Origin of the sequence: Ligaoa zhengdingensis, from assembly GCF_014384885.1 — a bacterium.
Taxonomy (GTDB): domain Bacteria; phylum Bacillota; class Clostridia; order Oscillospirales; family Ruminococcaceae; genus Ligaoa; species Ligaoa zhengdingensis.
In genome coordinates this window covers 111,676-137,966 of the sequence record NZ_JACRST010000001.1, presented here as the reverse complement: position 1 = coordinate 137,966, position 26,291 = coordinate 111,676, and the positions used below count along the sequence as shown (strand labels likewise).

16 protein-coding genes are annotated in these 26,291 nt (G+C 53.9%); 7 read left to right on the top strand and 9 right to left on the bottom strand.

Annotation, left to right across the window (positions count from 1 at the left end; genetic code table 11):
* The first annotated feature begins 610 nt into the window (after positions 1-610).
* Positions 611-835, top strand: a complete 225-nt coding sequence (locus H8711_RS00655) for a PF20097 family protein (RefSeq protein WP_249281599.1) — start codon at positions 611-613, stop codon at positions 833-835.
* Positions 836-912: 77 nt separating this feature from the next.
* On the opposite strand, the gene H8711_RS00650 is transcribed toward H8711_RS00655, so the two are convergent.
* Positions 913-3,894 (bottom strand): SbcC/MukB-like Walker B domain-containing protein, encoded by a 2,982-nt coding sequence (locus H8711_RS00650; RefSeq protein WP_249281598.1) that lies wholly within the window; start codon positions 3,892-3,894, stop codon positions 913-915.
* Positions 3,891-5,051, bottom strand: a complete 1,161-nt coding sequence (locus H8711_RS00645) for an exonuclease SbcCD subunit D (RefSeq protein WP_249281597.1) — start codon at positions 5,049-5,051, stop codon at positions 3,891-3,893. The genes H8711_RS00650 and H8711_RS00645 overlap by 4 nt, the downstream gene beginning before the upstream one ends.
* A 208-nt stretch (positions 5,052-5,259) precedes the next feature.
* On the opposite strand from H8711_RS00645, the gene H8711_RS00640 reads away from it, so the two are divergent.
* Complete coding sequence (locus tag H8711_RS00640) at positions 5,260-7,959, top strand: cation-translocating P-type ATPase (protein ID WP_249281596.1); 2,700 nt, start codon at positions 5,260-5,262, stop codon at positions 7,957-7,959.
* 45 nt (positions 7,960-8,004) lie between these two features.
* On the opposite strand, the gene H8711_RS00635 is transcribed toward H8711_RS00640, so the two are convergent.
* A complete protein-coding gene (locus H8711_RS00635) occupies positions 8,005-8,712 on the bottom strand; it encodes a DNA alkylation repair protein (protein ID WP_249281595.1) in 708 nt (235 codons plus the stop codon).
* A 396-nt stretch (positions 8,713-9,108) separates the two neighbouring features.
* On the opposite strand from H8711_RS00635, the gene H8711_RS00630 reads away from it, so the two are divergent.
* From H8711_RS00630 to H8711_RS00615, 4 genes are all read left to right on the top strand, one after another.
* The gene (locus tag H8711_RS00630; RefSeq protein ID WP_249281594.1) at positions 9,109-10,533 is read left to right on the top strand and encodes an oligosaccharide flippase family protein; all 1,425 of its coding nucleotides are present in this window, start codon (positions 9,109-9,111) and stop codon (positions 10,531-10,533) included.
* A gap of 155 nt (positions 10,534-10,688) precedes the next feature.
* Positions 10,689-11,138, top strand: a complete 450-nt coding sequence (locus H8711_RS00625) for a MarR family transcriptional regulator (protein ID WP_249281593.1) — start codon at positions 10,689-10,691, stop codon at positions 11,136-11,138.
* A gap of 12 nt (positions 11,139-11,150) precedes the next feature.
* Entirely contained in the window at positions 11,151-12,893 is a 1,743-nt protein-coding gene (locus tag H8711_RS00620) for an ABC transporter ATP-binding protein (RefSeq protein ID WP_249281592.1), read from the top strand.
* Positions 12,893-14,707: an ABC transporter ATP-binding protein gene (locus tag H8711_RS00615; RefSeq protein ID WP_249281591.1), complete on the top strand. Its 1,815-nt coding sequence runs from the start codon at positions 12,893-12,895 to the stop codon at positions 14,705-14,707. The genes H8711_RS00620 and H8711_RS00615 overlap by 1 nt, the downstream gene beginning before the upstream one ends.
* An 87-nt stretch (positions 14,708-14,794) precedes the next feature.
* On the opposite strand, the gene H8711_RS00610 is transcribed toward H8711_RS00615, so the two are convergent.
* The 4 genes from H8711_RS00610 to H8711_RS00595 form a co-directional block, all read right to left on the bottom strand.
* Positions 14,795-15,859, bottom strand: a complete 1,065-nt coding sequence (locus H8711_RS00610) for a DUF308 domain-containing protein (RefSeq protein WP_249281590.1) — start codon at positions 15,857-15,859, stop codon at positions 14,795-14,797.
* Positions 15,849-16,322: a hypothetical protein gene (locus tag H8711_RS00605; protein WP_249281589.1), complete on the bottom strand. Its 474-nt coding sequence runs from the start codon at positions 16,320-16,322 to the stop codon at positions 15,849-15,851. Before H8711_RS00605 ends, H8711_RS00610 begins: the two co-directional genes overlap by 11 nt.
* A gap of 79 nt (positions 16,323-16,401) precedes the next feature.
* Positions 16,402-16,863, bottom strand: coding sequence for a hypothetical protein (locus tag H8711_RS00600; RefSeq protein WP_249281588.1), 462 nt, complete (start codon positions 16,861-16,863; stop codon positions 16,402-16,404).
* Entirely contained in the window at positions 16,860-17,396 is a 537-nt protein-coding gene (locus H8711_RS00595) for an RNA polymerase sigma factor (protein WP_249281587.1), read from the bottom strand. The genes H8711_RS00600 and H8711_RS00595 overlap by 4 nt, the downstream gene beginning before the upstream one ends.
* A gap of 221 nt (positions 17,397-17,617) precedes the next feature.
* On the opposite strand from H8711_RS00595, the gene H8711_RS00590 reads away from it, so the two are divergent.
* Positions 17,618-24,088, top strand: a complete 6,471-nt coding sequence (locus tag H8711_RS00590) for a GLUG motif-containing protein (RefSeq protein WP_249281586.1) — start codon at positions 17,618-17,620, stop codon at positions 24,086-24,088.
* A gap of 113 nt (positions 24,089-24,201) precedes the next feature.
* Here H8711_RS00590 and H8711_RS00585 read toward each other — a convergent pair whose 3' ends face one another.
* Together H8711_RS00585 and H8711_RS00580 are read right to left on the bottom strand one after the other, a co-directional pair.
* Positions 24,202-24,837: a corrinoid protein gene (locus tag H8711_RS00585; protein ID WP_249281585.1), complete on the bottom strand. Its 636-nt coding sequence runs from the start codon at positions 24,835-24,837 to the stop codon at positions 24,202-24,204.
* A 19-nt stretch (positions 24,838-24,856) separates the two neighbouring features.
* On the bottom strand, positions 24,857-26,176 hold the full coding sequence (locus H8711_RS00580) for a helix-turn-helix domain-containing protein (protein WP_249281584.1): 1,320 nt from the start codon (positions 26,174-26,176) through the stop codon (positions 24,857-24,859).
* Positions 26,177-26,291 lie beyond the last annotated feature (115 nt).

Below are 26,291 nucleotides of genomic sequence, written 5' to 3'. Positions count from 1 at the left end.
TTGTAGTGTGCACGGGCACGAGTTGGAGCTAAGGAATAGGTTGTATATACACGTTTAATCGGAATTGTATAACAACGCTATTTTTGAGATGATTGTCTCATATTTTGATTCGTGCCCGTGCACAAAACGGCTTAAAATTTTTATAATCAAGCTATATTTTATTTTTTTAACAATATTTAGTTTTAATAGGGAACAATTATGTGCTCGTGCACAAAAATGTGGAAGAGATTTCCTTTTAATCTTAATGATACCACTGCGAACTTGCAAAGTAAATATATATAATTCATAAAATTAATTTACATTTTTTATACGATTAATTTATAAATGCTAAAATAGTAGATAAAAAATTAAATGTAGTCAAAAAATCCTTGAATGGTCAGACATTAATGCGGTTTAATATTTATAAAAAATAGCCACAGGCTATTTTTTACGCGCATCCGGCTGGGCACGATCATTTCATTGCCCGTGGCGGACGGAGCCGTCATAGGGGGATTTTTACTTTTAGCGTCGATGGAGTTGTGCTCTGGCAATTGATCTAACTGCATATTGAATCTGGACGTTATCAATGATATGATTGACATGACAAGTTTGAACTTAGGGAGGTATCTTTGTGAACTGTCCAAACTGTGGAAAGGAAATGCAAGAAGGTTTTTTGCAGGCTGGAAATTTGCTTGCTTTCAATAAAAAGCGGCACAAACTCTCTTTAAATCCAAAGGATCCAGAAGATACCATGATTGCCCGAAAGGCATTTACAGCAACCGATTTTAGCGGATTTATTTGCAAAGAGTGCGGTCTGGTGATTTTTGATTATAAGAATCCGATTGTCCACTGGTGATACAATTTCTCATCTGGACATTTTGATGAACAATTATATGCCGGCGGCTGGAGAAGACGATCCAGCCGCCATTTTATTTATGTTGCGATGCGGCAGCTGCTTCCGGTTTTCCCAGGCAAAACATTGATGCGGGCGGGAATACACTCTTTGAGCTCAGCGACGTGCGAGATGATCCCCACCACCCGGCCGCCGTTCTTTAAAGACATTAAGGTTTGCACCGCCGAACCCAAGGATTCCTCGTCGAGCGTACCGAACCCCTCGTCGATGAACATGGTGTCGATCACCACGCCTCCCGAATAGATCTGCACGATATCCGCCAGACCGAGGGCCAAAGCAAGGGAAGTTTTGAAGCTCTCGCCGCCCGAAAGCGTGGTGATGTGGCGCGCCTTGCCGCTGAAATGGTCGAGAATTTCGAGGTTTAGTCCGGAGGAGCGGCCGAACTTTTCACGGTCGGTCCGACGGCGCAGTTCATAGCGGCCGTTGGTCATTTGGTCGAGCCGCAGATTGGCGAGAGCGATGATGTCGTCAAAATAGGCGGCCAACACATAGCTTTCAAAGGAGATGCGCTGTGCGTTGTTTCCGCTCGAGAGCCGGTACAATTCATTGACATTCTTGTACTCGTCAAAAAGCGCCTCCATGCCGTCGAACCGCTGTGCGATCGCGTTGCACGCCTGCGTGTTGATCTGTAGACGCGCAGAAAACTTTACCTTGTCGCTGCTGCGCTGCGCCAGTTCCTCGGTGAGAGCGCGATGGCGCTGTTGAAGCGCTGCGAGATCGATTGGCTGTTGCTTCCCGAGTTCCGTTTCCAACACACCCAACTCAGCCGAAATAGCCGCAGTGGCGTTTCCATAGTTTTGGACGATCTCCTCCAGCTTGGGAATCTCCTCCTGCGCATCGCGGTACTCTTCATACATTTCACGTGAAACAAAACAGTGGGACTGTAGCTCTGCATGGAATTTTATCTGTGCCGCGAGGTACTGCTCATTCAGCGGCGTCAGCTTCTCCTGCGCCAGCTCGATGGTTTTGCGAATCTCTTCAAACTCGGATTTTGCGCTGATATACTGTTGGGTCGTGGCGGCGATCTGGCCGTCGATCTGTTCGATCTGTGTTCGCAGCGAAGCAGACAGAGCCTCGATCTGGCGCGCGTTTTTCATCCCTTCGGAGAGCTGAGCTTCCAGCTCATCAATCTGCGCCTTTTTGGCATCGATCTCCGCTTTGGTGCGCTGAATCCGGCTGGTCAAGCGGGCAATCTCCTCCAAAACGAAGATTTCATCGTTGTAGCGAGGATCGGACCGCTCCTCAAATGCCTTTTCCTCCGCGATTTCCCATTCCAATTGTTTTTTCTGCTTTTGCAGCGTGGATTTTTGCGCCTGAAAACGCTCCACGGTTTTGCCGACCTCATCCATACGGTTTAAAATGTCCGCCTCGTCGAATGAGAAGACATCGTCCATGTAGTTGAGCTGCCGGAAGGTTGTCTTGAGTTCGGTTTCTAGGGAGGATATTTTGGCGGACTGTTCGTCCAGCCTGCCCTTTGTTTGATCCAGGTCATTTTGTGTGGGCATATCCTTTTCCAGGCGCGCCGGATCGGGATGGCTGACCGAGCCACAGACCGGGCAAGGGAGATGATCCTCCAGGGTGCGCGCCAGCAGACCGGCCTGTGCGCTGAGGAAGCGGTCGTACTGCTGGATATATTCATTTTTTAACGAAAGAAACGCCTGGTTTTCTTCCATCAGTTGCAGACATAATTCGGAGAGCCGCTGCGCATAGCCCAGCCTTTTTTCCGCCTCATCCAATTGGACGAGCAATTCCGACCGGGCTTTGAGCTTTTGCAGAGTCTGTTCCTTGCAAAGAGCCTGAGCCAGCTTTTGGCGCAATTCGACGAGTTCCGCCTCGCAACGCTCCCTTTTTTGCAGCGAGGAGTAGGCGGAATCGAGGGCTGCGCGCTGTTCGATCAACGCCTGCTTCGCCCCCTCGCACGCCTTGGCTTCCTCCATCGCATTTTTTGCCTTCTGCATGGCGATCGAATAGACCGGTTGTCTGCTCTGGCAGCCGCGCAGCTCCTGCCGGTATTGCCTGATCTGACTACCGAGCTGCTCCATCAACTGCTCCGACCGGCTGGCCTGTTGCGCGCCGCGGATGCGGTCCAGTCGGATTTTTTGCTGATCGACATAGCCGCTCTTCTTTTGCAGTACCGCCAGCTTTTTTCGCAGATCCTCGCGCTGTTCCAGCTTTTTGTTGATAGCCGCTGCCTGCTCGGGATTGAGACGATCGCGTTCCTCAGTGATCTGTGTGATGCTCTGCTCCAACTGCTCCAGCGCATTGCAGTCCTGTCCGATCAGACGCTTGAGCGCTTCCAACAGGGTGGGCGCATCGATGCTCGCCGCCTGCGTCATCGCATATAATTCCGCGTCGCCTGCACAGTCGATGCCGCCTGCCAGCACTTTAATTGCATCCAATTGCTTATGGATGGTGTCGTCCAGCTTGCGCGACCGTTCGCCGAGCGCCTGAGAGAAGCGGTCAAACAGTTGGGTGGAGAAGATGCGGCGGAAAATCTCCTGCTTGTCGTCGGAGGACGCCTCCAGCAGGCGTTTAAACTCCCCCTGTGCCAGCATCACGATCTGTTTAAACTGCGCAAGGGTAAGCCCCAGGATCTCGCCGATGCGCAGATTGACTTCGGCTGTCCCTGTGACCACGCTGCCATCGGGCAGGGTCAATTCCGCTTTGGCCGGCACGGTGGTCATTTGCCCCTTGGTATTGAGTTTTTGCTGCTGCGGCTGCCGAAAGATAGAAAACCGCTTTCCGCGCAGTTCAAAGTCGAAAGCGACCGCACATAGCACGCCCGCTGGGGCGAAATCGCTCTTAAAGTTTTCATTCTGCCTGCTGTCGCCGCTGGCCCTGCCGTACAAGGCGAAGCAGATAGCATCGAAAATCATGGTCTTGCCGGCACCGGTCGGCCCAGTCACCAAAAAGATGCCATTTTCTGTCAGAGAGGAAAAATCGATCGTCTCGCTGCCGGCAAATGGGCCGAAAGCGGTCATCGTCAGCTTCAGCGGCTTCATTCGACGTCACCTCCCTGCAAATCCTGAAAAATACCTGCGGCAATCTCGCGGCGCGTCTCGGTGATGGGCTCCTGTTTGACACTGTTGTAAAACATCTCAAACAGCTCCTGCGGTGTCTTGTTTTTGACAGCTGCCGCCGCGCCTGCCGCCGCGTCGTACTCCCTACGCCGCCCAGCCAGATCAAGGCCGATCAGATTGGGGTAGACCGCGCGCAGCCGGTCCATCGCGTTGGGGATGAGGCTATCATCGGATAGCTCTGCAAAGATATAATCTTCACGGTTGGCTTTGTCGTGCCCCGGTTCGGTCAGTTCCTCGAAGCTCCCGGCGACAATGCGCAGATCGCGTCTTGGGGTCAGCGGGAACTGCTTGATGCTGGTATTTCCTTTCTCGTGGAAGTCCAGCGTTGTAATCGACTTGGCGCAGCCGCTTTCCTGCACCGAATATTTGAGCGGTGAACCGCTGTACCGGATGGAGTCGCGGCCGACCTTCTGCGGGCGGTGCAGATGGCCGAGCGCGACATAGTCGAAGGCATCTAAATAGCCCGCGTCGATCAGGTCACTGCCGCCCAACTGAATTTCCGAGTCGCTGCGCTCCACCGCATCCGGGTCGCGCAGCATCGAATAAAAGCCGTGAGTCACCAGGATGTTGCGCGCATCCCGGTCGAGGGCGGGCAGGTTTTGTTCCATCACCACGCGCAGCGCGTCGTCACAGCTGTGAATTTTTCTCTCGGGAAAGTCGGCCCGCACCAGTGCAGGCTCCAGGTAGGGCAGGCAATAAAAATGTATGTCGCCGAACGTGTCCCGCAGGGTGACGCGGCGAATCTCTTTGCAGTAGACGCCCTCCAGATAGAGGCCGGACCGCTCGTACAGCCGGCTGGCAAACGCCAGACGCTGCGGGCTGTCGTGGTTGCCGCTCACTGCAACGATCGGGATACCCGCTTCAGCGGTGATGCGGTAAAACGCCTCGTCAAGCAGAGAGACCGCGTCGGTGGATGGAATCGACCGATCGTAGAGATCGCCCGCGACCAACAGCAGCTCGGCCTGCTGCGTTACCAGAAAATCGATGATCTGGTTGAGAATATACCGCTGGTCCTCCAACATAGAAACCCCGTTGACCAGCTTCCCGATGTGCCAGTCCGAGGTGTGTACTATTCTCATATCGACAAAACCCCCGTCAAAAGATGAAGATATGTTTTAAAACAATTGTACCGTATTTGTCGAGAATAGTCAAAAGAAAAATCCCAGATATCCCCAAATGGGATGTGAAAAATCACAGTCTATTTTGCCGCCTGTCCACATATAGTTAGGGTGAGGCGTGTCCCGAAACACGCCTGGAAACGGCGAGAATAACGAGGGAGGCTGGAAGATGGCAAGACGTGAAGCGAAGGGCGGCGGCTACGGCGGGCTTACCACTCAGCAGGCGAGCAAACGCCTGTTTGAGTTCGGGGAGAACGTACTGGAGTCGGGCAAGCGACACAGCGCGATGAAGATGTTCCTGGGGCAATTCAAAGATTTGATGGTGATTATCCTGTTGATCGCAACCGTTCTTTCAGTTTTCATGGGCGAAGCGGTCGAGGCGCTCACCATCGTTTTAATCGTACTGGTCAACGCAATCCTGGGCTTTCTGCAGGAATACCGCACAGAAAAGACGCTGGATGCGCTCAAAGAGATGGCTGCACCCCACGCAAAGGTGATACGCGACGGCAAAAAGACCGAGCTCCCGGCGATTGAGCTGGTGCCGGGTGACCTCATCCTGTTGGAGGCCGGGGACCGGGTGCCCGCCGATGCGCAGGTGATTGAACAGAGCGCCTTGCAAGCTGATGAAGCGATGCTCAGCGGCGAGTCTCTGCCGGTGGAGAAAAAGGCGGATCAAAATTTTGAGCATCCGTCGCGGGAACATGATACCATGGTATTCATGGGCACCAACATCGTCAAGGGACGCTGCAAAGCGATTGTCCTGGACACGGGGATGCGCACCGAGATGGGCAAGATTGCTGGACTGCTCACCGGCATTGAAGAGGAACCCACGCCATTACAACAAAAGCTGGACGGCATGAGCAAATATCTCGCGTTCGGCTGCCTCGCGATCTGCGCGATCGTCGCAGTCACAGGCATTTTGCGGGGCGAGCCGATTTTCGACATGATCCTGACCGGAATTTCGTTGGCAGTCGCTGCGATTCCGGAGGGACTCCCGGCGGTGGTGACCATTGCGCTCGCGCTTGCGGTCAAGCGGATGCTCGGTCGCAACGCTTTGATCCGAAAGCTCCATGCTGTCGAGACGATGGGGTGCGCGGGGGTCATCTGTTCGGACAAGACGGGAACCCTAACTGAAAACCGGATGACAGTGAAGGAACTTTATACAGCCCAGCGCCAGGTAAATATCACCGGCAACGGAGCGGAAAAAGCGGGCGAGCTGATCTGCAAGGGGAGCAGCGTGGGCGTAGCCGCACAGCCGGACATCCGGCTGCTGTTGGATATCGCAGTGATGTGCAACAACGCGAGCCTGGAACAGGAATCGGAGGATCTGTTCGCGCTGCACAAAAGCAAAGCGCAATGGAAGGTGGCGGGGGAACCCACTGAAGCTGCGCTACTCATCATGGCAGCCAAAGCCAACGTCACACAGAAGAGCGCCGCGGTCAGCTACACCCGCGTGGAGGAGCTTCCATTCGATTCCTCCCGCAAGTGTATGTCGGTCGTTGTGCAAGATCGAGGAGGTTCGCGCTATCTGCTGACAAAAGGAGCTCCAGATATTATTCTGGAAAAATGTTCGCAGTATCAGGACGACCGGGAACAGAAGCCGCTGCTCTCCACGGTGCGCTCCTCGGTGGAGGACGCCAACGAGCGGATGGCAAAGAAGGCGCTGCGCGTGCTGGCATTCGCTTACCGGGAGCTCGGTCCAGGTGAAGAACCGCGGGAGGAGGGGCTTACCTTCGTAGGGCTGGCCGGTATGATCGATCCGCCACGCAAAGAGGCCTATGAGGCGGTTCGCAAATGCCGCAGGGCGGGCATCCGCACGGTGATGATTACGGGCGATCACAAGCTGACCGCATCGGCGATCGCCTCCGAGCTAGGTATTCTGCGGCACAACGATCAGGTGCTCACCGGCAAGGAGATCGACCGCATGAGCGACGGGGAGTTTGAAGCGGCGGTGGGGAAGACCGCGGTGTTCGCCCGCGTCTCACCCGAACACAAGTTGCGGATTGTGCGTGCATTGAAAAAGCAAGGCAACATCGTCGCGATGACAGGCGACGGGGTGAACGACGCTCCGGCTGTTAAAGAGGCGGATATCGGTGTCGCCATGGGTGAGGGCGGAACCGATGTCACCAAGGAGGCGTCCTCGGTGATTCTGCTGGACGATAACTTCGCCACGCTGGTTGCGGCGATCGAAGAGGGGCGGGTGATCTACCGCAACATCCGTAAGTTCATCCGCTATCTCCTCTCCTGCAACATCGGCGAGGTGATTACGATGTTCGCCGGGATGTTGATGGGGATGCCGGTGATCCTGCTTCCCATCCAGATTTTGCTCATCAATCTCGCCACCGACGGCCTCCCCGCCATCGCCCTGGGCCTGGAACCGGCCGACAAGGACGTGATGGATGTGAAGCCGCGCAGCAAGAACGAAAGCATCTTCTCTGGCGGCCTGTTGTCCACCATCCTGTTCCGCGGATGTCTGATCGGTTTGACCACCGTCGCGGTGTTCAGCAACTTTATGCGGGAGTTCGGCGACTTGGATCTCGCGCGTACCGGTGCGTTTGCCACCCTGGTGATTACCCAGTTGATCCATGTGTTCGAGTGCAAGAGCGAGGAACACGGCCTGTTCGGCATCAATCCGCTGAACAACAAAAAACTGATTCTGGCGGTGCTGGTATCGGCTGGCGTGCTATGGGCAGCGATCTATCTGCCGTTCCTGAACGGTATCTTCCGTACAGTTCCACTCGGTTGGCACCATCTGGCGACCATGGCCGTCTATATCATGTTTGCCCCCATCTTGTCCTCCATCCTCATTTTGAGTAAACGCAGGCCAAAGAATTTTATCACCCAGGAGGAGACTGCCGCCGAACCGTAAAACAGCAAAAGGGGCCCGAAGGAACTTTCCTTCGGGCCTCTCACTTTATCTTGGAGAAATTATCTCCCGCTTCATAGCGCGGATTACGGCTTTATCCCCGCGGCTCACCTTGTTGGACTCGAGTATCTTTTGCAGCGCCTTTTGATAGGTGACCACGTCGAGGCGGCAGGTGCGCAGATAGGAGAGGGTGCGTGCGGGGAATGCGGTATAGCAAGAACATACGGCCCAGGCTACCGCCATTTTGGCGTAGTATCCATCGGACTGTGCAGCGTCCAAGAGGGCGAGCACCGCGTCAAGGTGCGATTCGTCAATGTAGTAAAACAACAGCATCACCACGCCGAAACGCAGATAGTATTCCCGCTGGTCGCTCAGAAAAGGCTGCAAAAAATTCCACACCTGGCCGGGATACTCGCGCGCTATCTTGAGCCCGCTGCAAAAGCTGTCGCAGACCGACCAGTTGTCGATTTTCGGCAGGAACGCTTCGATCAACGGAAATATCCTCTCCGGTGGGAGTTGAACTGTGCCGATCACCATGCCCTGCAACATGATCTCTTCAAAGGTGTTATCCGATGCCGTTTGCAGATAGGACTGCCAGTCCTCTCGCACAAGCTCCGCGGCGATCTTGCGCAGTGCGGGCAGCCGAACCCCCAGCAGGGTGGTGGGATCGATGGTGGGAATCAGGGAGCTGGCAAATCGCTGATAATCCGGCTCAGCGAGGGCGCGAAGTCGCTGGGCGATCTCGTTCTTATCCATGATGCACCAGAAGTATCTTCGTCTGATCTACTTTGTCCGCGTATCCCACCAGTGCACCAATTCGAAGGTCTGATTCTGAATGGTGCCAAATCAATTTTGCCATACAGCTTCCCCCTAATATAATGACTATCATTATTATAGCATACAGCAACACGTTCTGGAATGCGGGCCGCACGATTTGAAAAGTTTATAAAAAATAGTAGCAAGGCTACTATTTTTTACGCGCATCCGGGCACTCCGTGCCTGTGCGCTTTAGATTCTAAGGCCGCGAGCCGGTTTTTTTATAGCTTTGCTGCGAAAAGCTATAAAAAATTCAAACATTTTCCTCGCAAGGATACCATTTTTCGCCGAAAGGAGGTATAATAATACGAACAGCTTTTGACAAGGGGATTTTTCGTGGACAAGTATAGAAAGTTGATTTCCAATACGGTAATTTTTGCGATCGGCACCTTTAGCTCCAAGGTGCTTGTCTTCTTTTTGATGCCGCTTTACACCAGTGTGCTGGATCCGGAATCGTACGGCGTGGTGGATTTGATTGTGCAGACCGGCAACCTGCTCATTCCGATCGTATCGATCGGTGTCATCAATGCGGTGGTCCGCTTTGGCCTGGATGATGCGGTACGCAAAAGCGATGTCTTTTCCACAGGTATCTTTACTATTCTCGGCGGTTTTGCCCTGTTGGTGGCTTGTTATCCGCTGTTGGATATGATTCCCAGTATCGCTGGGCACACCGTATTGGTCTATGTCTTTGTACTGATGTCCTGTACACGTTCCCTTTGTTCACAGTTCGTCCGCGCCAAGGGTTATGTGCGGCTCTACGCTTTCGACGGCGTGCTCAGTACCATCGCCACGATTCTGTTCAATGTGCTCTATCTGGTCGTGTTCCGTTGGGGCATCAACGGTTATATCATGGCGATTTTCAGCGCTGACCTGCTTTCCTCGATCTTTTTGTTTTTCACCGCTAAGCTCTACCGCTATATCCGGTTTCGCGGCATCCGGAGGGATACCTCTACGGCCATGCTGCGATACTGCATCCCGCTCATCCCCAATACTGTTTTCTGGTGGATCATGAATGCGGCTGACCGCTATATTGTGACGGAAATGATGGGGGCGCAGGCCAACGGCCTGCTCGCCGTCGCCTACAAGGTGCCGACCATCGTTAATCTGGTGTCCACCATCTTTATGGACGCTTGGCAGATTTCCGCGGTGACAGAAAAGGGGACGCTTGCGCGGGAGCGTTTTTTCACCAAGGTATTTCGCACCTACCAGTCCCTTCTTTTTTCTGCCGCGTCCGGCTTGATTCTGATTTCCAAACTGCTCACCCGTCTGCTGACTTCCAACCCGTCCTATTATCCTTCTTGGCAGTTTATCCCACTCCTGGTGATGGCGACGGTGTTCTCCTGTATGGGCACCTTTTTGGGTACGGTCTATATCGCGGAGAAGAAAAGCGTATTCACTTTGGTCACAACAGCGGTGGGCGCAATCCTCAATGTAGGGCTAAATCTGCTGTTGATTCCCCAATATGGTGTGAATGGCGCGACCTTTGCGACCCTCGTCGGATATCTCTGTGTGTTCGTTCTGCGCGCGATCGATACGCGCCGCTATATCCGCATCCGGATGAATGTCACAAAGATGATCTTCAACACCGCTGTGCTGGGGGCGCAGTGCGCTGTGATGATTCTGGAGCTGCCCTATTGGATCGCATGGGAGATCGGGTTGACGCTGCTGATGATCGTCACCAATCTCGGGGGCATCGTCATGACGCTGCAAAAGTTGTTGGCCAAACGGCTCGGCGGCAAAGGGCGGACGGATGATAATTGAATCATGACAACAGAGCGGGATGGAATCCTGAAAGAGTGGGATTTCATCTCGCTTCTTTATTTAATTTTAACAATTCGTTCATTGCATTTTTGTGAATATTAAAATATAATTAGAGATGCTAATATTTAGGTAGACTAAATAAATGAGGTGAAAAAGTGCAAGACCAGACAGAAAAACTGGTGGAGGATCTGATTATCAATTTTAGCGATATGCGCCGCCAGCATATGAGTAGGCACGCCAGCCGGGAGCAGTGCCTGTGGGAAGGGGAGCGCGCGGTAATGTTCTGTGTACATTCTGCTGGTCCTGCCGGGATGCGTGCGACCGACATCGCCCAAGCGCTCAATGTAGCTGCTCCCACAATTACGCCGGTGCTCAATCGGCTACAGGCCAAAGGCTTCGTCTCACGGGGAAACGATGAGCGGGATCGCCGTATCATCATGGTCTCGTTGACGGAGCGTGGCGAAGAGGTGCTGCACCAGTGCATGGAACACCATCGCGGGGAGGTTCGCGGGTTGGTCGACTATTTGGGCGAACAGGAAGCGCAAAACCTCCTGAGAATTATGGAAAAGGTCAAGGATTATTATAGCAGAGTCTACAAACGTTAAAGGGGGAATCCTATGCGTACCATCTTGAAAGAAATGAAGCCGTTCGGTTGGACGGTGCTTGGAATTGTAATTTTCACTTTTTGCAGTGTGTTGGCGGATTTGCAGCTGCCCAATCTCCTTTCTAATATCATCAATAAAGGTATTGTGGAGGAAAACACCGCTTACATTGTGGAGATTGGCCTGTTGATGATCGCATTTGCACTGTTCAGCGCGATATGCAACATGTTCAACGGCTTTCTGTCTTCTCGCATGTCCACTGGGATTGGGCGCAATCTGCGCCGCAAGGTGTTTATAAAGGTGGAGAGCTTTTCACTGCACGAATTCGACCAATTCGGCACCGCATCGCTCATCACACGCACCACCAACGACATCAATCAGGTGCAGCAGTTTATGATGATGTTTATGCGCGTGGTGCTGCAAGCGCCGATCATGGCGGTAGGCGGCATTATCATGGCGGTGAGTAAAAATGCGGGCCTCTCCGCGATCATCTTCGCCTCTATGGCTGTTTTGATAACGGTTGTCTTCTTGATCGCCCGCAAGGCCATGCCGTTGTCTCAGACCATGCAGAAGAAGCTGGATAACGTCAACCGCGTCATGCGTGAGAAGCTCACCGGTATCCGCGTGATCCGTGCATTCAACACCGATGAGCATGAGAAAAAACGGTTCGATGCCGCTAACATCGATCTCACCAAGACCACACTCAAGATGCAGAGGATGATGACATTGCTGATGCCCACCGTCATGCTGGTAATGAACGCCACCACCATTGCAATTGTGGCAGTCGGTTCCCGCTGGGTGGCCGCAGGTTCTCTGCTCGATGGCGACGTAGTCGCGGTGATCCAGTATGTTATGCAGATTATGATGTCGCTGACCATGCTTTCGATGATCTTTGTGATGATGCCCCGCGCGACCGCTTCGGCGGAGCGCATCAACGAGGTGCTCTCGACCGAGCTTTCCATCACCGAGCCGGAAACCCCAGTCGAAATTGGCCAAAGCCGCGGATATGTCGAGTTTCGCGATGTCAGCTTCAGCTTTGACAATGCTGAGGAGGCAGCGCTCTCCCATATCTCCTTTTCTGCTAAGCCGGGTGAGACCACCGCGATCATCGGCAGCACCGGCAGCGGCAAAACTACGCTGGTCAATTTGATTCCGCGGTTGTACGACGCAACTGAGGGTCAGGTTTTGGTGGACAGAGTGGACGTGCGGGAGTACGACACCAAGACCCTGCGCGATAAGATCGGTTATGTGCCGCAAAAGGCAGTTCTGTTCAGCGGAACCATCGCAGACAACATCCGATATGGCGACGAAACCGCAGGAGACGAGGACCTCAAACGGGCGGCACAGCTCGCTCAGGCGTGGGATTTCATCGAGGAAAAACCAAAACAGTTGGGCGAACATATCGCACAGGGCGGCACCAATGTCTCAGGCGGCCAGAAACAGCGCCTTTCGATCGCCCGCGCATTGGCAAAACGCCCCGAAATCTATATTTTTGACGATAGCTTCTCCGCGCTCGACTTCAAAACCGATGCTCAGTTGCGCAAGGCCCTCAAGCCCGTAACAAAGGACGCCACTGTAATCATTGTGGCACAGCGCGTGAGCACTATCATGGATTCCGACCGTATTCTGGTGCTGGACGAGGGCCGTGTGGCCGGCGAGGGCACCCACCAGCAGCTGCTGGAAAATTGCGAGGTTTATCAGGAGATCGTGTCGTCGCAATTTTCAGAGGAAGAACTCACGAAAGGGGGCAAGGCGTAATGGCAAAGCACAGAGGTATTGAGTTTACCGACGAACGGGCCAAGGACCTGAAGGGGACCTATAAGCGCCTGTTCCGCTACATCGGCCAATACAAAGTTGGTTTTACATTGGTCGTCATCTTCGCTATTCTGGCTACTGTGGCCACTGTATTGGCGCCATTGGTGCTGGGTCTCACAACCAACGAGCTGCACCGCGGCATCGTCGATGCTGCGAACGGTGGAACGGGAGTTGATCTCGCCCTGATCGGCAAGATTCTGCTCGGGTTGGGCGCACTTTACCTGTTTTCGGCGCTGTTCAAATATCTCGAGCAATATCTGATGGCCGGGGTATCGCAAAAGACGATGTATACGCTGCGTAAAGCGGTGGATGAAAAGATCAGCCGTCTGCCGCTCAACTATTTTGATACCCGCACCTTTGGCGATGTGCTCAGCCGCGTCACCAACGATGTGGATACAGTACAGCAATCGCTGCAGCAGGGTATCACCCAGATTATCACCTCGGCGACCACCATCGTCGGCATCCTCATCATGATGATAAGCATCAGCCCTATCCTGACCGCGGTGGCTCTGTGTACCCTGCCGTTCTCCTTCCTGGTTTCGATCGGCGTGGTGCGGAAATCCCAGGGACTGTTCCGTGGGCAGCAGAAGGCCATCGGCGACATCAACGGGCATGTGGAGGAGATGTACACCGGCCACAATGTCATCAAGGTGTTCAACCGCGAGGAGCAGGTGATCGAGACCTTTGACCAGATCAACGATCGCCTCTACAATTACGGCTGGAAGGCGCAGTTTCTTTCCAGTATTATGATGCCGTTTATCAGTCTGATCGGCAACATCGGCTATGCCCTGATTGCGATCCTCGGCGGCCTCGGGGTCATCAGCGGCCGCATCTATGTGGGCAGCATTCAGTCGTTCATCCAGTATATGCGCCAATTCACCCAACCGATTGTGCAGACCTCTCAAATTATGAATCTGTTGCAGTCCACGGGCGCGGCGGCTGAGCGCATCTTCGAACTGCTCGACGAGGAGGAGGAGCTGCCCGACAAGGAACCGGCGGCGAAGCTGGAGAATGTGCAGGGCAACGTCGATTTTACCCATGTCTCGTTCGGCTATAACCAGGAGCGCACGCTCATTCACGACCTCAACATCCATGTACACAACGGGGAACAGGTGGCGATCGTCGGGCCCACCGGCGCTGGCAAGACCACCATTGTCAATTTGTTGATGCGGTTCTATGAGATCAATGGAGGAAGCATCGCCATCGACGGGGTGGATATCCGCGATCTCAGGCGCGCCGACCTTCGCGATCAGTTCGGCATGGTGTTGCAGGATACCTGGCTGTTCAAGGGTACGATCCGCGAAAATATCGAATACGGCCGGTTGGGCGCCAGCTTTGAGGAGGTACAGGCCGCCGCGAAGTCGGCCCACGCCCACAAGTTTATTATGCAGCTTCCGGGTGGTTATGACTTTGTGCTCAATGAGGATGCATCCAATATCTCGCAGGGACAGCGTCAGTTGCTCACCATCGCCCGAGCAATCCTCTCCGAGCCCAAGATTTTGATTCTGGATGAGGCGACCAGTTCGGTCGACACCCGCACCGAACAGCGCATCCAGCGCGGTATGCACAACCTGATGAAGGGCAGAACCAGCTTTGTGATCGCGCACCGCCTATCCACCATCAAGGATGCGGACATCATCATGGTGCTGAGGGACGGCGACATCGTCGAGACCGGTACCCATCAGGAATTGCTTGCACAGAACGGATTTTACGCGCAGCTCTACAACAGCCAGTTCGCTTCCAACAATATCGCCTGACCGCTGCGGCCGGGCAGAAACAAAAACACCGTTGATCGAAAGACCAACGGTGTTTTTGCGTTTAGGGTTATTGTATGATATTTATAATCAGGCCATTTCCAGCCGGATTACCGTTTGGTCGTCGCGCAGATAGACGCCGCTCGTCTCCAATGGGGCAGAAGAGGATGCGTCATAACTTTCTGCGGAGGACGTGTCCTGTGGGAGGGATTCAGCTCCCTCCTCGTTGGAAGTATCGCTGGAGGGTTCTTCATCCGGTTCGCTTTCTTTCTCCATGCCAAGCTCTTCGCGGGCCAGGCGGATTTCCTCCTCAGCCTGCGCGATGCGCTCCTCGGGGGAGAGCTCCTCGGCATCGCGCTGGTCACCGCGAACCCTCTGCGTCAGCGATTCGACACTTTGGTTGATCTGCACCGCATTGCCCAGATTCAAGTAATAGGAATAGTAATCTTCCTGCTCCTCAGCAGTGCTCAGGTCGATCGAACGGAAGCGCAAACCGGTGGTTTGCAGCTCAGTGAGAACCCGTTGGCAGGCCGCGGCAAATTCGGCTTTGTCCTTGTATGTCCCGGTAAGGGAGATGTCGATGCCGATGCGGTCGGACGCCTTTAACTCTGCGAGGGTCAAATTTCCATCCTCAGGGATCTGTTGACGCAGTTCCAACCAGGTGTGGATCGAGGCCACAGGGGAGTCTTGGAGCGCCTGATAGCAGAGGGCTTCCGCATCCGCTTGGAGATCGTTTTCCAGGTGGTAACGCACAGGGCCATACTGTTTCCAGATCGGTGGAATCGCCACCGCACCCACGCTGGCGCAGATCAGCAGGAAGCAGACAAAACCGCTGAGAAAATCATATTTGAGGGTATCTTCCCGATGAAAAAAGTAGTTGATGAGAATTTCCAGACCCAAAAAGATCAGCACGGCGGGTGCGAGCTTTAACACAGCGATGATATCGAACTGGGGACAGAACAGGCTGACGATTGCACAGATGCCGGCCGCGATCAGGGCGATGCCCATGGTCATGGTTCCCACCCGTCGGACCTTTTTGGGCGGTTGAGATACAGAACTGTGGTACGCTTCCGAATAAGTGGGGGAAGAGGGCGCTGTCGCTGCGGACTGCTGCTCCTGTTCTGCTGCGGTGTTTTCATATTCGTTAAGTCTCATGGTTGTCTCCTCCGTATTCAACAAAGTCATCCTCCTGCGCGTCCGGGGAAGCCGCCTTTTTGCGGCCGCCTGCAACCAGCCAGAAGCCGAGGATGATCACCGCAATGGCCACAATCAGGGTGGGCAAACTGCGCATCAGGTGGGCGACCCAGGGGAAATAATCCTCGAGCTCCCACAGGAAGGAGCGCAAGAAGGAATTGTAGATCATATAGATACCGAGAAAGATGCAGATGCCACCCGCAAGGGCATGACGTTTTTTCATAATACCCATCCAATCCTTGCGGAACATCCGATCCAGATCAAATAAGAAGCGGTCTTCACAGGACATACGCTCTTCATAAGTCATGCTCTTGATATTAAAAGTATCGAAGAACGAGTAAAACCACAGGACCGGCAGCAAAACCGTCAGAAAACCAAGATTCAGAAATCCGGCGAGCGCCACGATGACGGAGAAAGTCAACATAATTGACACACCCTTTTTCATCATGCCCAAATACATCTGGCCGGCGCCGGGGATAAACGCGAAGCAAAAGGTTAAAAAGCTACTTTTTCTCATTCTGGAAAACTCCCTTCAAATCAAAGCTGATGAAAAATTTGTTGACGCCGTCGGTGAACTGTTGGCTCAGTTCGGCGGTTTTTCCGGTGAAACTCTGCGGAATCCCCATAATCGCCGGGGTGTCTGTTGCCGGCAGCTTCATCTGAAATGCACCGCTCAGCCAGAGAATCATGGTGAAGCAGGCGGCGAACCCGGCCGCCACGTAACGATTTAAAAAAATTACGCGCGCCCGCTGGCGGATGCGTTTCATCACACCAGGGCGTAACGGCTCTGGAGGTTCGAGCAGACAATCTTCACACAGTAAATCGGTGTATCGCTCGGTACAGCGGTCGCAAAACGATAGATGTTCCGCGATTTCCAGCCGTTCCAGCTCCTCGGGCAGTTCGGCGATCAAATCCCGCAGGGCCTGGTCTGTGAGATGCCCGTCGGGAGTAAAGTATTCCTTCATGTCTGTTTTCCCTCCTTTCCCAGTTGCTGCTGCAACAATAGTTTTGCGCGGTAAATTTGGGTTTGCACGGTTTTTCTCGGCCGACCCAATGCCAGTGCAATTTCGTCCACATTCTTTTCCCGAAGAAAATAGAGGACGGAGACCATGTGATAAGGTTCCTTCAGCGCTTCAATTTTGTCACGGACCAATTCTATCGCTTCATTGGAAACATAGATCTGATCCGGTGTATCTGTGGCGGGAATACCCTCAAAGGTGTCGTCGCCGCTGACCACCACCCGGCGCATGTATGCGCTTTTGAGGTGATCCTTGGCCTTGTTGGTGGCGATGCGGGCCAACCAGGGCTTCATATTCTCGGGTGGACAGCTGTCCCGATGCTTGTACGCGGAAAGAAAGGTTTCCTGCGCCAGGTTCTGCGCTTCCTGATAATCATGGATCATTTGATAGCAGATGGTAAACACCAGCTTTTCATAGCGCTCGACCAATTGTGAAAACTGTTCATTTGTCATGATCCGCTTGTGCTCACCGCCTTTCATCGCTGTACATCCCATACAACGAGGCTATAATTTGATCGACTTCAAAAAACGAAAGATTTATCCCAAATATATTTTTGGCGCCGCGTCGATTGTTTTTTCATTCCTCCTGTATTCTTACAATATCGCAAAAAATGATTAAAAAATCATAAAGATTCCCAAAGAGCAACGTGATATAATGAACAATAATGCAATATATCCCAAAAACAACAGGAGGAAGAGGAATGAAAAGGAAAATCGCACTGTTACTGGCGGTTGCATTGGCGTTGCCAACAATATCTGCACCGGCTTATGCCACAGACGGCGACGGCAGGCTTACGCCGGGAGACTTAAACTTCCGCAAGGTTTGGACCCACCGCAATATGTTCAACACACAGCTCACGCTGGACGAGTTGGACTTTGACACAGCGGCGGGCACGGAGGGCATCAGCGTACAGGATGGACAACTGGTGCTGCAAAACGAAACGGAAGAGGAGACATCCGGCCGTCTGCTGATCGGTGACCATACCCCTTACGGCGCGTACGATATCGAGGTGACCGAGCAGGCCCGGGGCACTGATGTCAGCCTCGAGCTGGTCAAGGATGAAAACAACAAGGTTATCATCACACAAACCAACACCGCAGTCAACACCGAAAAGCCGGAGTTTGGCGAAATTGCGGAAAGTTTGGTCTCAGAATTGGACATGTCCGACGCCGACCTTCTCTCTAAAACTGGCGTTTACGACGACAATGCCCCCTATTTGAGCGTCACTAAGACAGAAAGCGGCATTAAGTTTGCAGGGGATACCGGCCGCGGCGAAAGCTTTGTGCCGGTCGGCGCAGCGCGCCAGGGCTATGCGTATGAGGCGACCGTTTCATCGCAGACCACCGGCTACGCCAACCTGATTGTCAAACTGCGCAAGGATGCCAAAAACGGCATCTTCTTTGTACAGAAAGCGGATAGCGGCGAATGCTCCTACGAGATTTTTAAGGACGGTTCCAGCAAGGCCAGGGGAACCTTCCTGGCGGCCTCCACGGCGCATCCCGTGAGCCCCTACACGATGCGAATTGAAATTCAGGGCGAGAACCTGGTGTTCAGCCGCATCTCCGGTGAAAATATCGACATGTCGAAGTCGGTGGACGTCAGCGATGTGTTCGATTTCTCCGATCCCGATGTTATCAAGGATTTTGAATTTGTCATCGGCGGGCGCATCGACCCCAATCAGTCGGTGGAGTTCTCCTCCGCGCAGGTGTTCGATGCCCGCACCGAGCTTGATATGTCCAATCCAGACCTGTTGGGCATCACCGGTGTTTACGATGATGTTGGCGTTCCGCTGACGGTGGATAAGACGGAAGGCGGGATCAAGTTTACCGGCGGTTCAGCGGTAGGCGAAAGCTTTGTGCCGGTCAGCGGTGCAAAACAGGGCGCAATCTACGAGGCAACCGTATCTGGGCAGACCACCGGTTATGCCAACCTGATCGTCAAACTGCGCAAGGACGCCAAAAACGGCATTTTCTTTGTGCAGCGCTCCAACAACGGCAGTGTCAGCTACGAAATTTTTAAGGACGGCACAAGTATGGCGAGCGGTACGTTTTCCCCCGCCAAAAAGCTCACCATCGGCGAGCCGTATGTCATGCGTCTGGAGATTCAGGACAAAAATATCGTTTTCAGCCGCGACAGTGCAGGAGAAACGGATTTCTCCCAGTCGGTGGATGTCAGCGGTGTGTTCGATCTCTCCGATCCTGATGTGATTAAAGATTTTGAATTTGTTATCGGCGGGCGGATTCAACCGAATCAATCGGTGGAATACTCGGCTGCCCGCGTCTATGGCGAAAAGACCGACGGCCAGGTGGATCTCGATTTGAGCGATGTCTCCAAGCTGACCCGGTACGACGATATGATCAGCAAGAACGACAAAACCGTACTGATGAGCAACAACGCTGACGGCGAGCTGGTGATGCAGTGGGATGAGACCAGCACCAGCGCCTGCGAGAGCTTTGTCGCGGTCGGCAAGGCTCGTCAGGGGTTGGTTCACGAGGTGACCATCTCCGGCCAGGACAACGGCGGTGTGAGTAATAACGCCTATGTGCTGGCGGAGTTGCGGCAGGACGCCAACAACCGCATCCTGTTTGTTTCCCGCATCAACGGGAACTGCAACTACGAGATGTACAAAACCGGTTTCAACGGCGCGCAAAACGGGGGCAGCCTGTCCCTTCCCACCGCGTCTTATCCTTACAAGCTGCGCATGGAGGTACGGGGGAAAAACGTGATCCTCTCCCGTGTGTCGATGGACGGCACGGTGGAAGGCTCCGTGACCTACGACGTGAGCAGTAAATTCGATCTCACCAATACGGCCGTAATGAACAGCCTCGAATTTGCGGTGGGCGCACGCTTTGTCAACAATGGCGCCATCCGCTTCTCTGACGCAAAGATTTGGTATCAGGAGCCGGTAGATGACCCCGACGTACATAGCGGCGAACTCAAAATGGAGGCGTATTCCGGTGGAGAACTGGTTTCCAGCCGCGTGTTGGCAAGCGGCGAATTCTCCCTGCCGTACACCATCCGCGCTGATTTCGCGGCGAAATCAGCGGTGAGCGGAATCAACGCGGGCACTGGTACGGGCTACCTCAACGTGTGGCTCGTACAGGACGGCAAGGCCACGCTCACCAATGGGGGCGGTTATGACATTGACCTCAAAATAGATTTTTCTAATCCGGATGTGTTGTCCGGCTATAAGGCTTATCTGGGTTACAACGCGCAGCCTGGCAGCAGCGCGAAGATCGGCGGGGCGAACCATTACCTCACCGGCGGTGCAGCGCAGGCTGACCCCAAACCGCTGCACAACCAAAAGGGTGAAATCTTGCGCGAAGGCAGCAAAATCTGGATCGCCATGACCACCCGGGGCTACAGTATCAATTCCAGCTACCAGGGTATCTACAGCCTGGACCTCGCCACCAACGAGCTGGAGCTGGTGGGAACGATGGCATTTAACCTCTGCCAGGGTGGCGTGCGGCGCTACGGCCCGTATCACGCTTCAGATATCATCTACGATGAGACGAGTGGCAATTGGATTGTGATGACCACCAGCCATATCAACAATCACCAGGTCTGCTCGGGACTGATTCCGGAGGATCCACGGACCGCTGGCTTCCAGTTCGTCGATGTGCAGAAGGTTAATTATCCCGGTTCGGTTGGCAATGAGGAGGACGCCTCCCTCATCTTCGATGAAGAGGTGGGTAAATGGCGGCTGGTGATGTGCCATGCGCGCGACGGCGGCTACCAGCTTCCCCTGTTCGAGGCAGACAGTTGGGACGGCGAATACACCGAGATTGCCCGCTACGCGGAAATCCCCTGCACCGGTATCCAACTGCAAAAGCTGGACGGCCAGTATTATGTGTTCTTCGGGCGCAACACCGACAACTGTGAGGCGCTCTACTACCCCGAAATGACCAAGGCAGCGACCCTGAAAATCCAGAGTTCCCCGCGTTCCTACAATGTGTGGCCGGTCATTATTCCGCTCGAGGATGAGGATACGGGCGTCATGCGGTATTACATGCTTTCGTTTGACCGCGACACACATGGAGGCCCGCACTCCTACGGCAACATCTATTTGTACGAGGCGGAGGAGGCGGTTGGACTCCCGGCGGTGGAACCTGACGCTGAGGTCGAGGAGCTCGAGCCGATCATGGATGGCAAGATCACCTCGGCGCAGCAGGTCATGCAGATTCGCAACGATCTCTCCGGCAACTACACGCTGGAAGCGGATATTGACCTCTCCGAAGTGGAGAACTGGGTGCCCATCGGCACCAAAGAAGCGCCGTTTACCGGCAGCTTCAACGGCAACGGCCATGTGATCGCAAACCTGACCTCTGAACGTCCTGACGCGCTGGATGTGGGCCTGTTCGGCGTGATCGGCGCTGGGGCGAGTGTTTCCAACCTGACGGTGCGCGGCGCTGAGGTCTCCGGCCGCATCTACACCGGCATCCTTGCTGGGCGCAACGAGGGCGTCGTCACCGATTGCACTGTCAGCGGCGATGTCACTACCTATGCGGCGGGCGGCGCTCTGATTGGCCAGAACACCGGAAAAATCAGCGACAGCCATGCGATCGGCACTGTTGCCTCTGTTGGCGGCGACAGCGTCGGCGGCTTGGTCGGTGTCAACAGCGGCAACGTTGGAACAATCGATCTCAACAACAAAGGGATCATCGATGGATGCTCCGCACAGGTTGTGGTGACAGGCTTTACCAATGTGGGCGGTCTCGTGGGTCAGAACGACTGCGCTACGGTCAGCAACAGTATGGCCAGCGGCACAGTCGAAGGCGTCTCCTATGTGGGCGGTTTTGCCGGCCATATCGGGCGCAACTACGGCAACAACTCCACCTCTCCGATGAATCAATGCTTTGCCACTGGCGATGTCACCGGCCGTGTGGATATCGGCGGCTTTGCCGGTCACAATGACGGCGCATTGACCCAGTGCTTCGCCACCGGTGCGGTTTCTGGTGAAACCAGTGTGGGCGGATTCGTTGGACGCAACAACAACAAAGCCAATGTAAAGAGCAGCTTCGCTACCGGTTCCGTCGATGGCGGTGAGATGGCCGGCTCCCTGTTTGGGCGTAACTTCGGCTCCTTCTCCGGCAGCGCGGGCGCTCAGGGGATCGTTTCAATCGGCAACAGCGTACATTCTGTTGTTGAAGTGAGCCTTCCCGACCTGAGCTCCGCAGCGACCTATCGTGCGGGCGGCGCTCTCAGCGGTTATGATTCTTCCGTTTGGTCGCTGGAGGATGGGCAGTATCCTGAGCTGGAAAGCTCCACCATCGCGAACGAATTGGCTGTTGTGGAAGCGTACAATGCCCTCCAGGCTGTTTACGACCAGAATAAAGATCGCCTGGAGAAGGATTATACAGCGGACACTTGGGCTCCGTTTGCAGAAAAATTACAGGCCGCCAAGGATGCGCTGGACAAACTGAGCAACACCGCTGCGGAATTGGAACAGGCGAAAGCCGACTTGGAAGAAGCGGCATCCGGCCTGATTGCGGCTGATCCCGATGTCCCGGATGTGGACAAGAGCTTCCTCGAGGCCTTGATTACAGCGATCGACGGCAAATATGAGCAGAATCGCTTTACTAAAGAAAGTTACGATGCGTTGATTGACGCACTGAATGCTGCGCAGTCTGTAGTGGACAGCGAATCTGCGACTCAGCAGGAGGTCTACGAGGCATATCTCGCGTTGGTGAAGGCACGCGACGGGTTGACCTTTGCTGTGGACAAGAGCCTTTTGCAGCTCGCTGTGGACCTGGCGCAGCAGACGATCGACGAATTTAGCTCCGAATTGACCGGATCTTCGGTCGAAGCTCTGGAGGCGGTGATTAAGGCGGCGAACAAGCTCCTGGAAGATGATTCCGCCACCCAAGAGCAGGTCAATGCGATGTATACCGATGTGATGACAACCATCACGTCGGTGGTTGACCGCGCGAACCGCGATTACCTCACGGCACTCATCCGTGCGGTGGAGGCGCTGGGCGACGATTACAAACCGAGTACGCTGGCCCTTCTGGAGGAGGCGTTGCTCAAAGCCCAAGAGGTGGAAGCTGATACCGACGCGACCGACGAGGACATCCAGGATGCATACGATCAGCTCGCCGATGCCGTGAACGGCTTGCAGAAGCTGGCCAATAAGGACCTGCTGGAAGCATCCCTCAATCTGGCAAACGATATCATCTCGAGCGGCAAATACGACGAGGAAACCCTGGCCGCGCTGAACGCGCTGCTGGAGAGCGCAAACAGCTTGATGGACGATCCTGAAGCCGAGCAGGAGGCTGTTGATCAAATGGCAAAAGACCTGACCATCGGTGTGTCGAAGGTCCGCCTGGCCAAGGAAATCAAGGCGGTCAAAGCCGAAATGGAAATGATCGATCTGACGGAATATACTGAGGAGAGCGTCAATACTTTGTTGGACGCGATTGAAGAGGCGGAAGCTGCGATCGAATCCGAGGATTATACCGAAGCAGATGAAACGATCCTCCAAAGCAAACTGTGGGCAGGGCTGAACGGCCTCGTCCTGAATGCGGACGATCCCGATGAAAAACCGGATGTGAAGCCCCAGCCCACGCCGAGCAAACCGTCGAAGGGCTCGGTTGCAAAGGTGGACAACAGCGAATATTGGGCTGGCGTCAAGGAAAAGATCGAATCTATCGTTGAGGGGGGTTCTGTGAACGCGGAGCTGGAAGACGGTGCGATGTTGCCTGCAAATGTGATCGACGCGCTCAAAGGCAAAAATATCAACCTTGTCATCGCTGTGAAGGGCAAGGATGTAACCCTCAATGGAACCGGCCTTCAGGGCTACAGTGCGGCGGCGGTCTATTATACAGCGGATGAGATCATCGCTATGGCGGCATCCGCACAGACAGAGCCCACGACCGGCGGCAAGATCAGTGCTGCCGTCAACCCGGAGACGGGCGGCGAAGCGCCTGCGGAGGCTGCTCCGGTGGCCCCAGAAGCGGCTGTACCGGCGGAGCCCGTTCTCCCCGAGGCTCCTGCCGTGATTGAGCCTGTGGTTCCTGCAGCGCCTGAGGCCCCCTCAGCGCAGGTTGAGCCCGAACCGGTGGCTCAGAGCAATATGCTGTTTGTCTGGATCGTTGCAGCAATCGGTGTTGCGGCGATCACCGGCGCAGTGTCGCTGGCTATCATCAAGAAAAAGCAGGACAGCAAAAAATAATACCCCATAAATTACAGCGCCCCCGCAGAACCAAAAGGTCCGCGGGGGCGCTTGTTGCAAAGAAAAAGAGAGGATGGGACGCATCCTCTCTTTCAAAATTCTATTGCTTCGGATTATGCGCGGCAAAGTTCAACTGCAACTTCTGCCGCGGTGGAAGCGTCCGGGGTGTATCTGTCTGCGCCGATCTGCTGGCAGAATGCGTCGGTTACCGGCGCGCCGCCGACCATGATTTTGACTTTGTCACGCACTCCGGCGGTTTCAGCCGCGGCCACAACGTCCTTCATAACGCCCATGGTCGTGGTGAGCAGTGCAGAGCAACAGATGACAGTACATCCTTCGTTGATAGCTGTCTCGATATATTTTTCGGGCTCGACATCGGTGCCGAGATCGATCACTTCGAGACCCTTGCCCTCCATCATCATTTTGACCAAGTTTTTGCCGATATCATGCAGGTCGCCCTTGACCGTGCCGATGCACACCTTTCCGCTCGCCTCAACGCCAGCCTCCGTCAACAGGGGCTTCAGCAGGGTGGCGCCAGCGTTCATAGCGCGCGCTGCGATCAAAACCTCGGGGACATAGACTTCGTTGTTTTTAAACTTTTCGCCGATAATACCCATGCCGGACAGCAGGCCGTCCTCCAGGATTTCCTTTGCAGAAATGCCCTGTGCGATGGCGTCCTCCACAAGCTGTTTGACGATTTTGGCCTTACCCCTTTGCAGATTCTCAGAGATTTCGGTTAAAATACTCATATAGACTGACTCCCTTTTTCTAAATTTTCTCTTTGTTTTGATTCAGCGGACTGATACGCCCGCGCGACTCGCGATATTTGCCCGGTGTGACTCCGGTCAGCTTTTTAAAGACCTTGGAAAAATAGCTCTGATCTTCAAAACCGACCAAGCCAGAGATGTCTACCATTTTAATTTTATCGGAAAGCAGCATTTTTTTGCTCTTTTCGATGCGAATCCGATTCAAATAGGTGTTAAAATTGCAGTCCATTTCCTCTTTAAAAACCTTGCTGAAATAGGAAGGAGAGAGGTAGACATAGGAGGCGACCTCCTCCAACGTAATTTTGGCTGCATAGTTTTTTCGAATATATTCGGCCGCCTTGCGGATCACATCCACGTGTTTGACATCAATAAACTTAAAGACAAGATCAGTATAGCTGTTCATCACGCCTGACAACCAATAGCAGAGCTCATCCACCGATCTGATCTGCTCAATCTGCCCCATATAACGGTGATTGAGCCGCAAAACATGGGTAGTTTCAGCTCCGCCTTCTATGGCAGCGCGGGAAAGCAGTACGATCAACTCGTAGACGCGCGTTTTAATGATCCGAAAATCGCCGCCAGAGGAAAAGAAAATGTGCCCGAGTAACTCGTTGAGCAACCTCTGTGCATTTGTCTGATCGGAATCTGCGATCGCCTGCATCAACTCATTTTCCTTCTTTAAGGGGTAAGGGGGAATGGCGTCCTGGTTTTCCAACTTGAGCTGATGGATGAATTCTCCGATCTGACCTTGGATCGCATCGGAGTTTTGCGTTTGCAGCATCTGGTTGCAGGCTGCCACATTGTTGAGAAATCCCACTGAGAAAAAGAGCAGATCGGACATCCGGGTGACCCGTTCCGGGCTGACATATGGAATCTGTTGGACGACCTCCAATATTTGTTTTGTCTGAACAGGGGAGAGGTCAAACTTTCCCATCAGGTCAAAATTGATGTAGTCGTCCACTTCCACCATCAGCAACGGACCGGCCGTGACCAATGCCACCCCTTCATTTTCGCTGAGAATCGGCGACACAAAGCAGGTGAGGCCCATCGGACAGTAATAGATGTACTTTCCACCGAACCGCTCGGCTTGCATCATACCGTAGAGGTGTGCATCCCGGCAGGCCAGCTTGGGGTCCCGTCCTTCCTTGATAACGGAACAGATTCCACATTGGGCACAACTGTAGCCGACATTATGTAAAACATTGCCCGATAAATCGGATACTGCACAACCAATTCCGGTGGAGGCACAAAAGGCGTCGGCGCATTCGGTCGCAAGTTTGAGATTAAAGTTGCCGACTGGTTCCTCAAAGATCTGCGGCATAGGAGCACCTTCCTTTTCCTTCAGTTTAGCACAGCAGTTGAACAGCATTCTTACACTTATCTTGCTTTTTTGGTAATTTTTTAAGACGATTATTTCCGCTTTTGTACATTTTTAA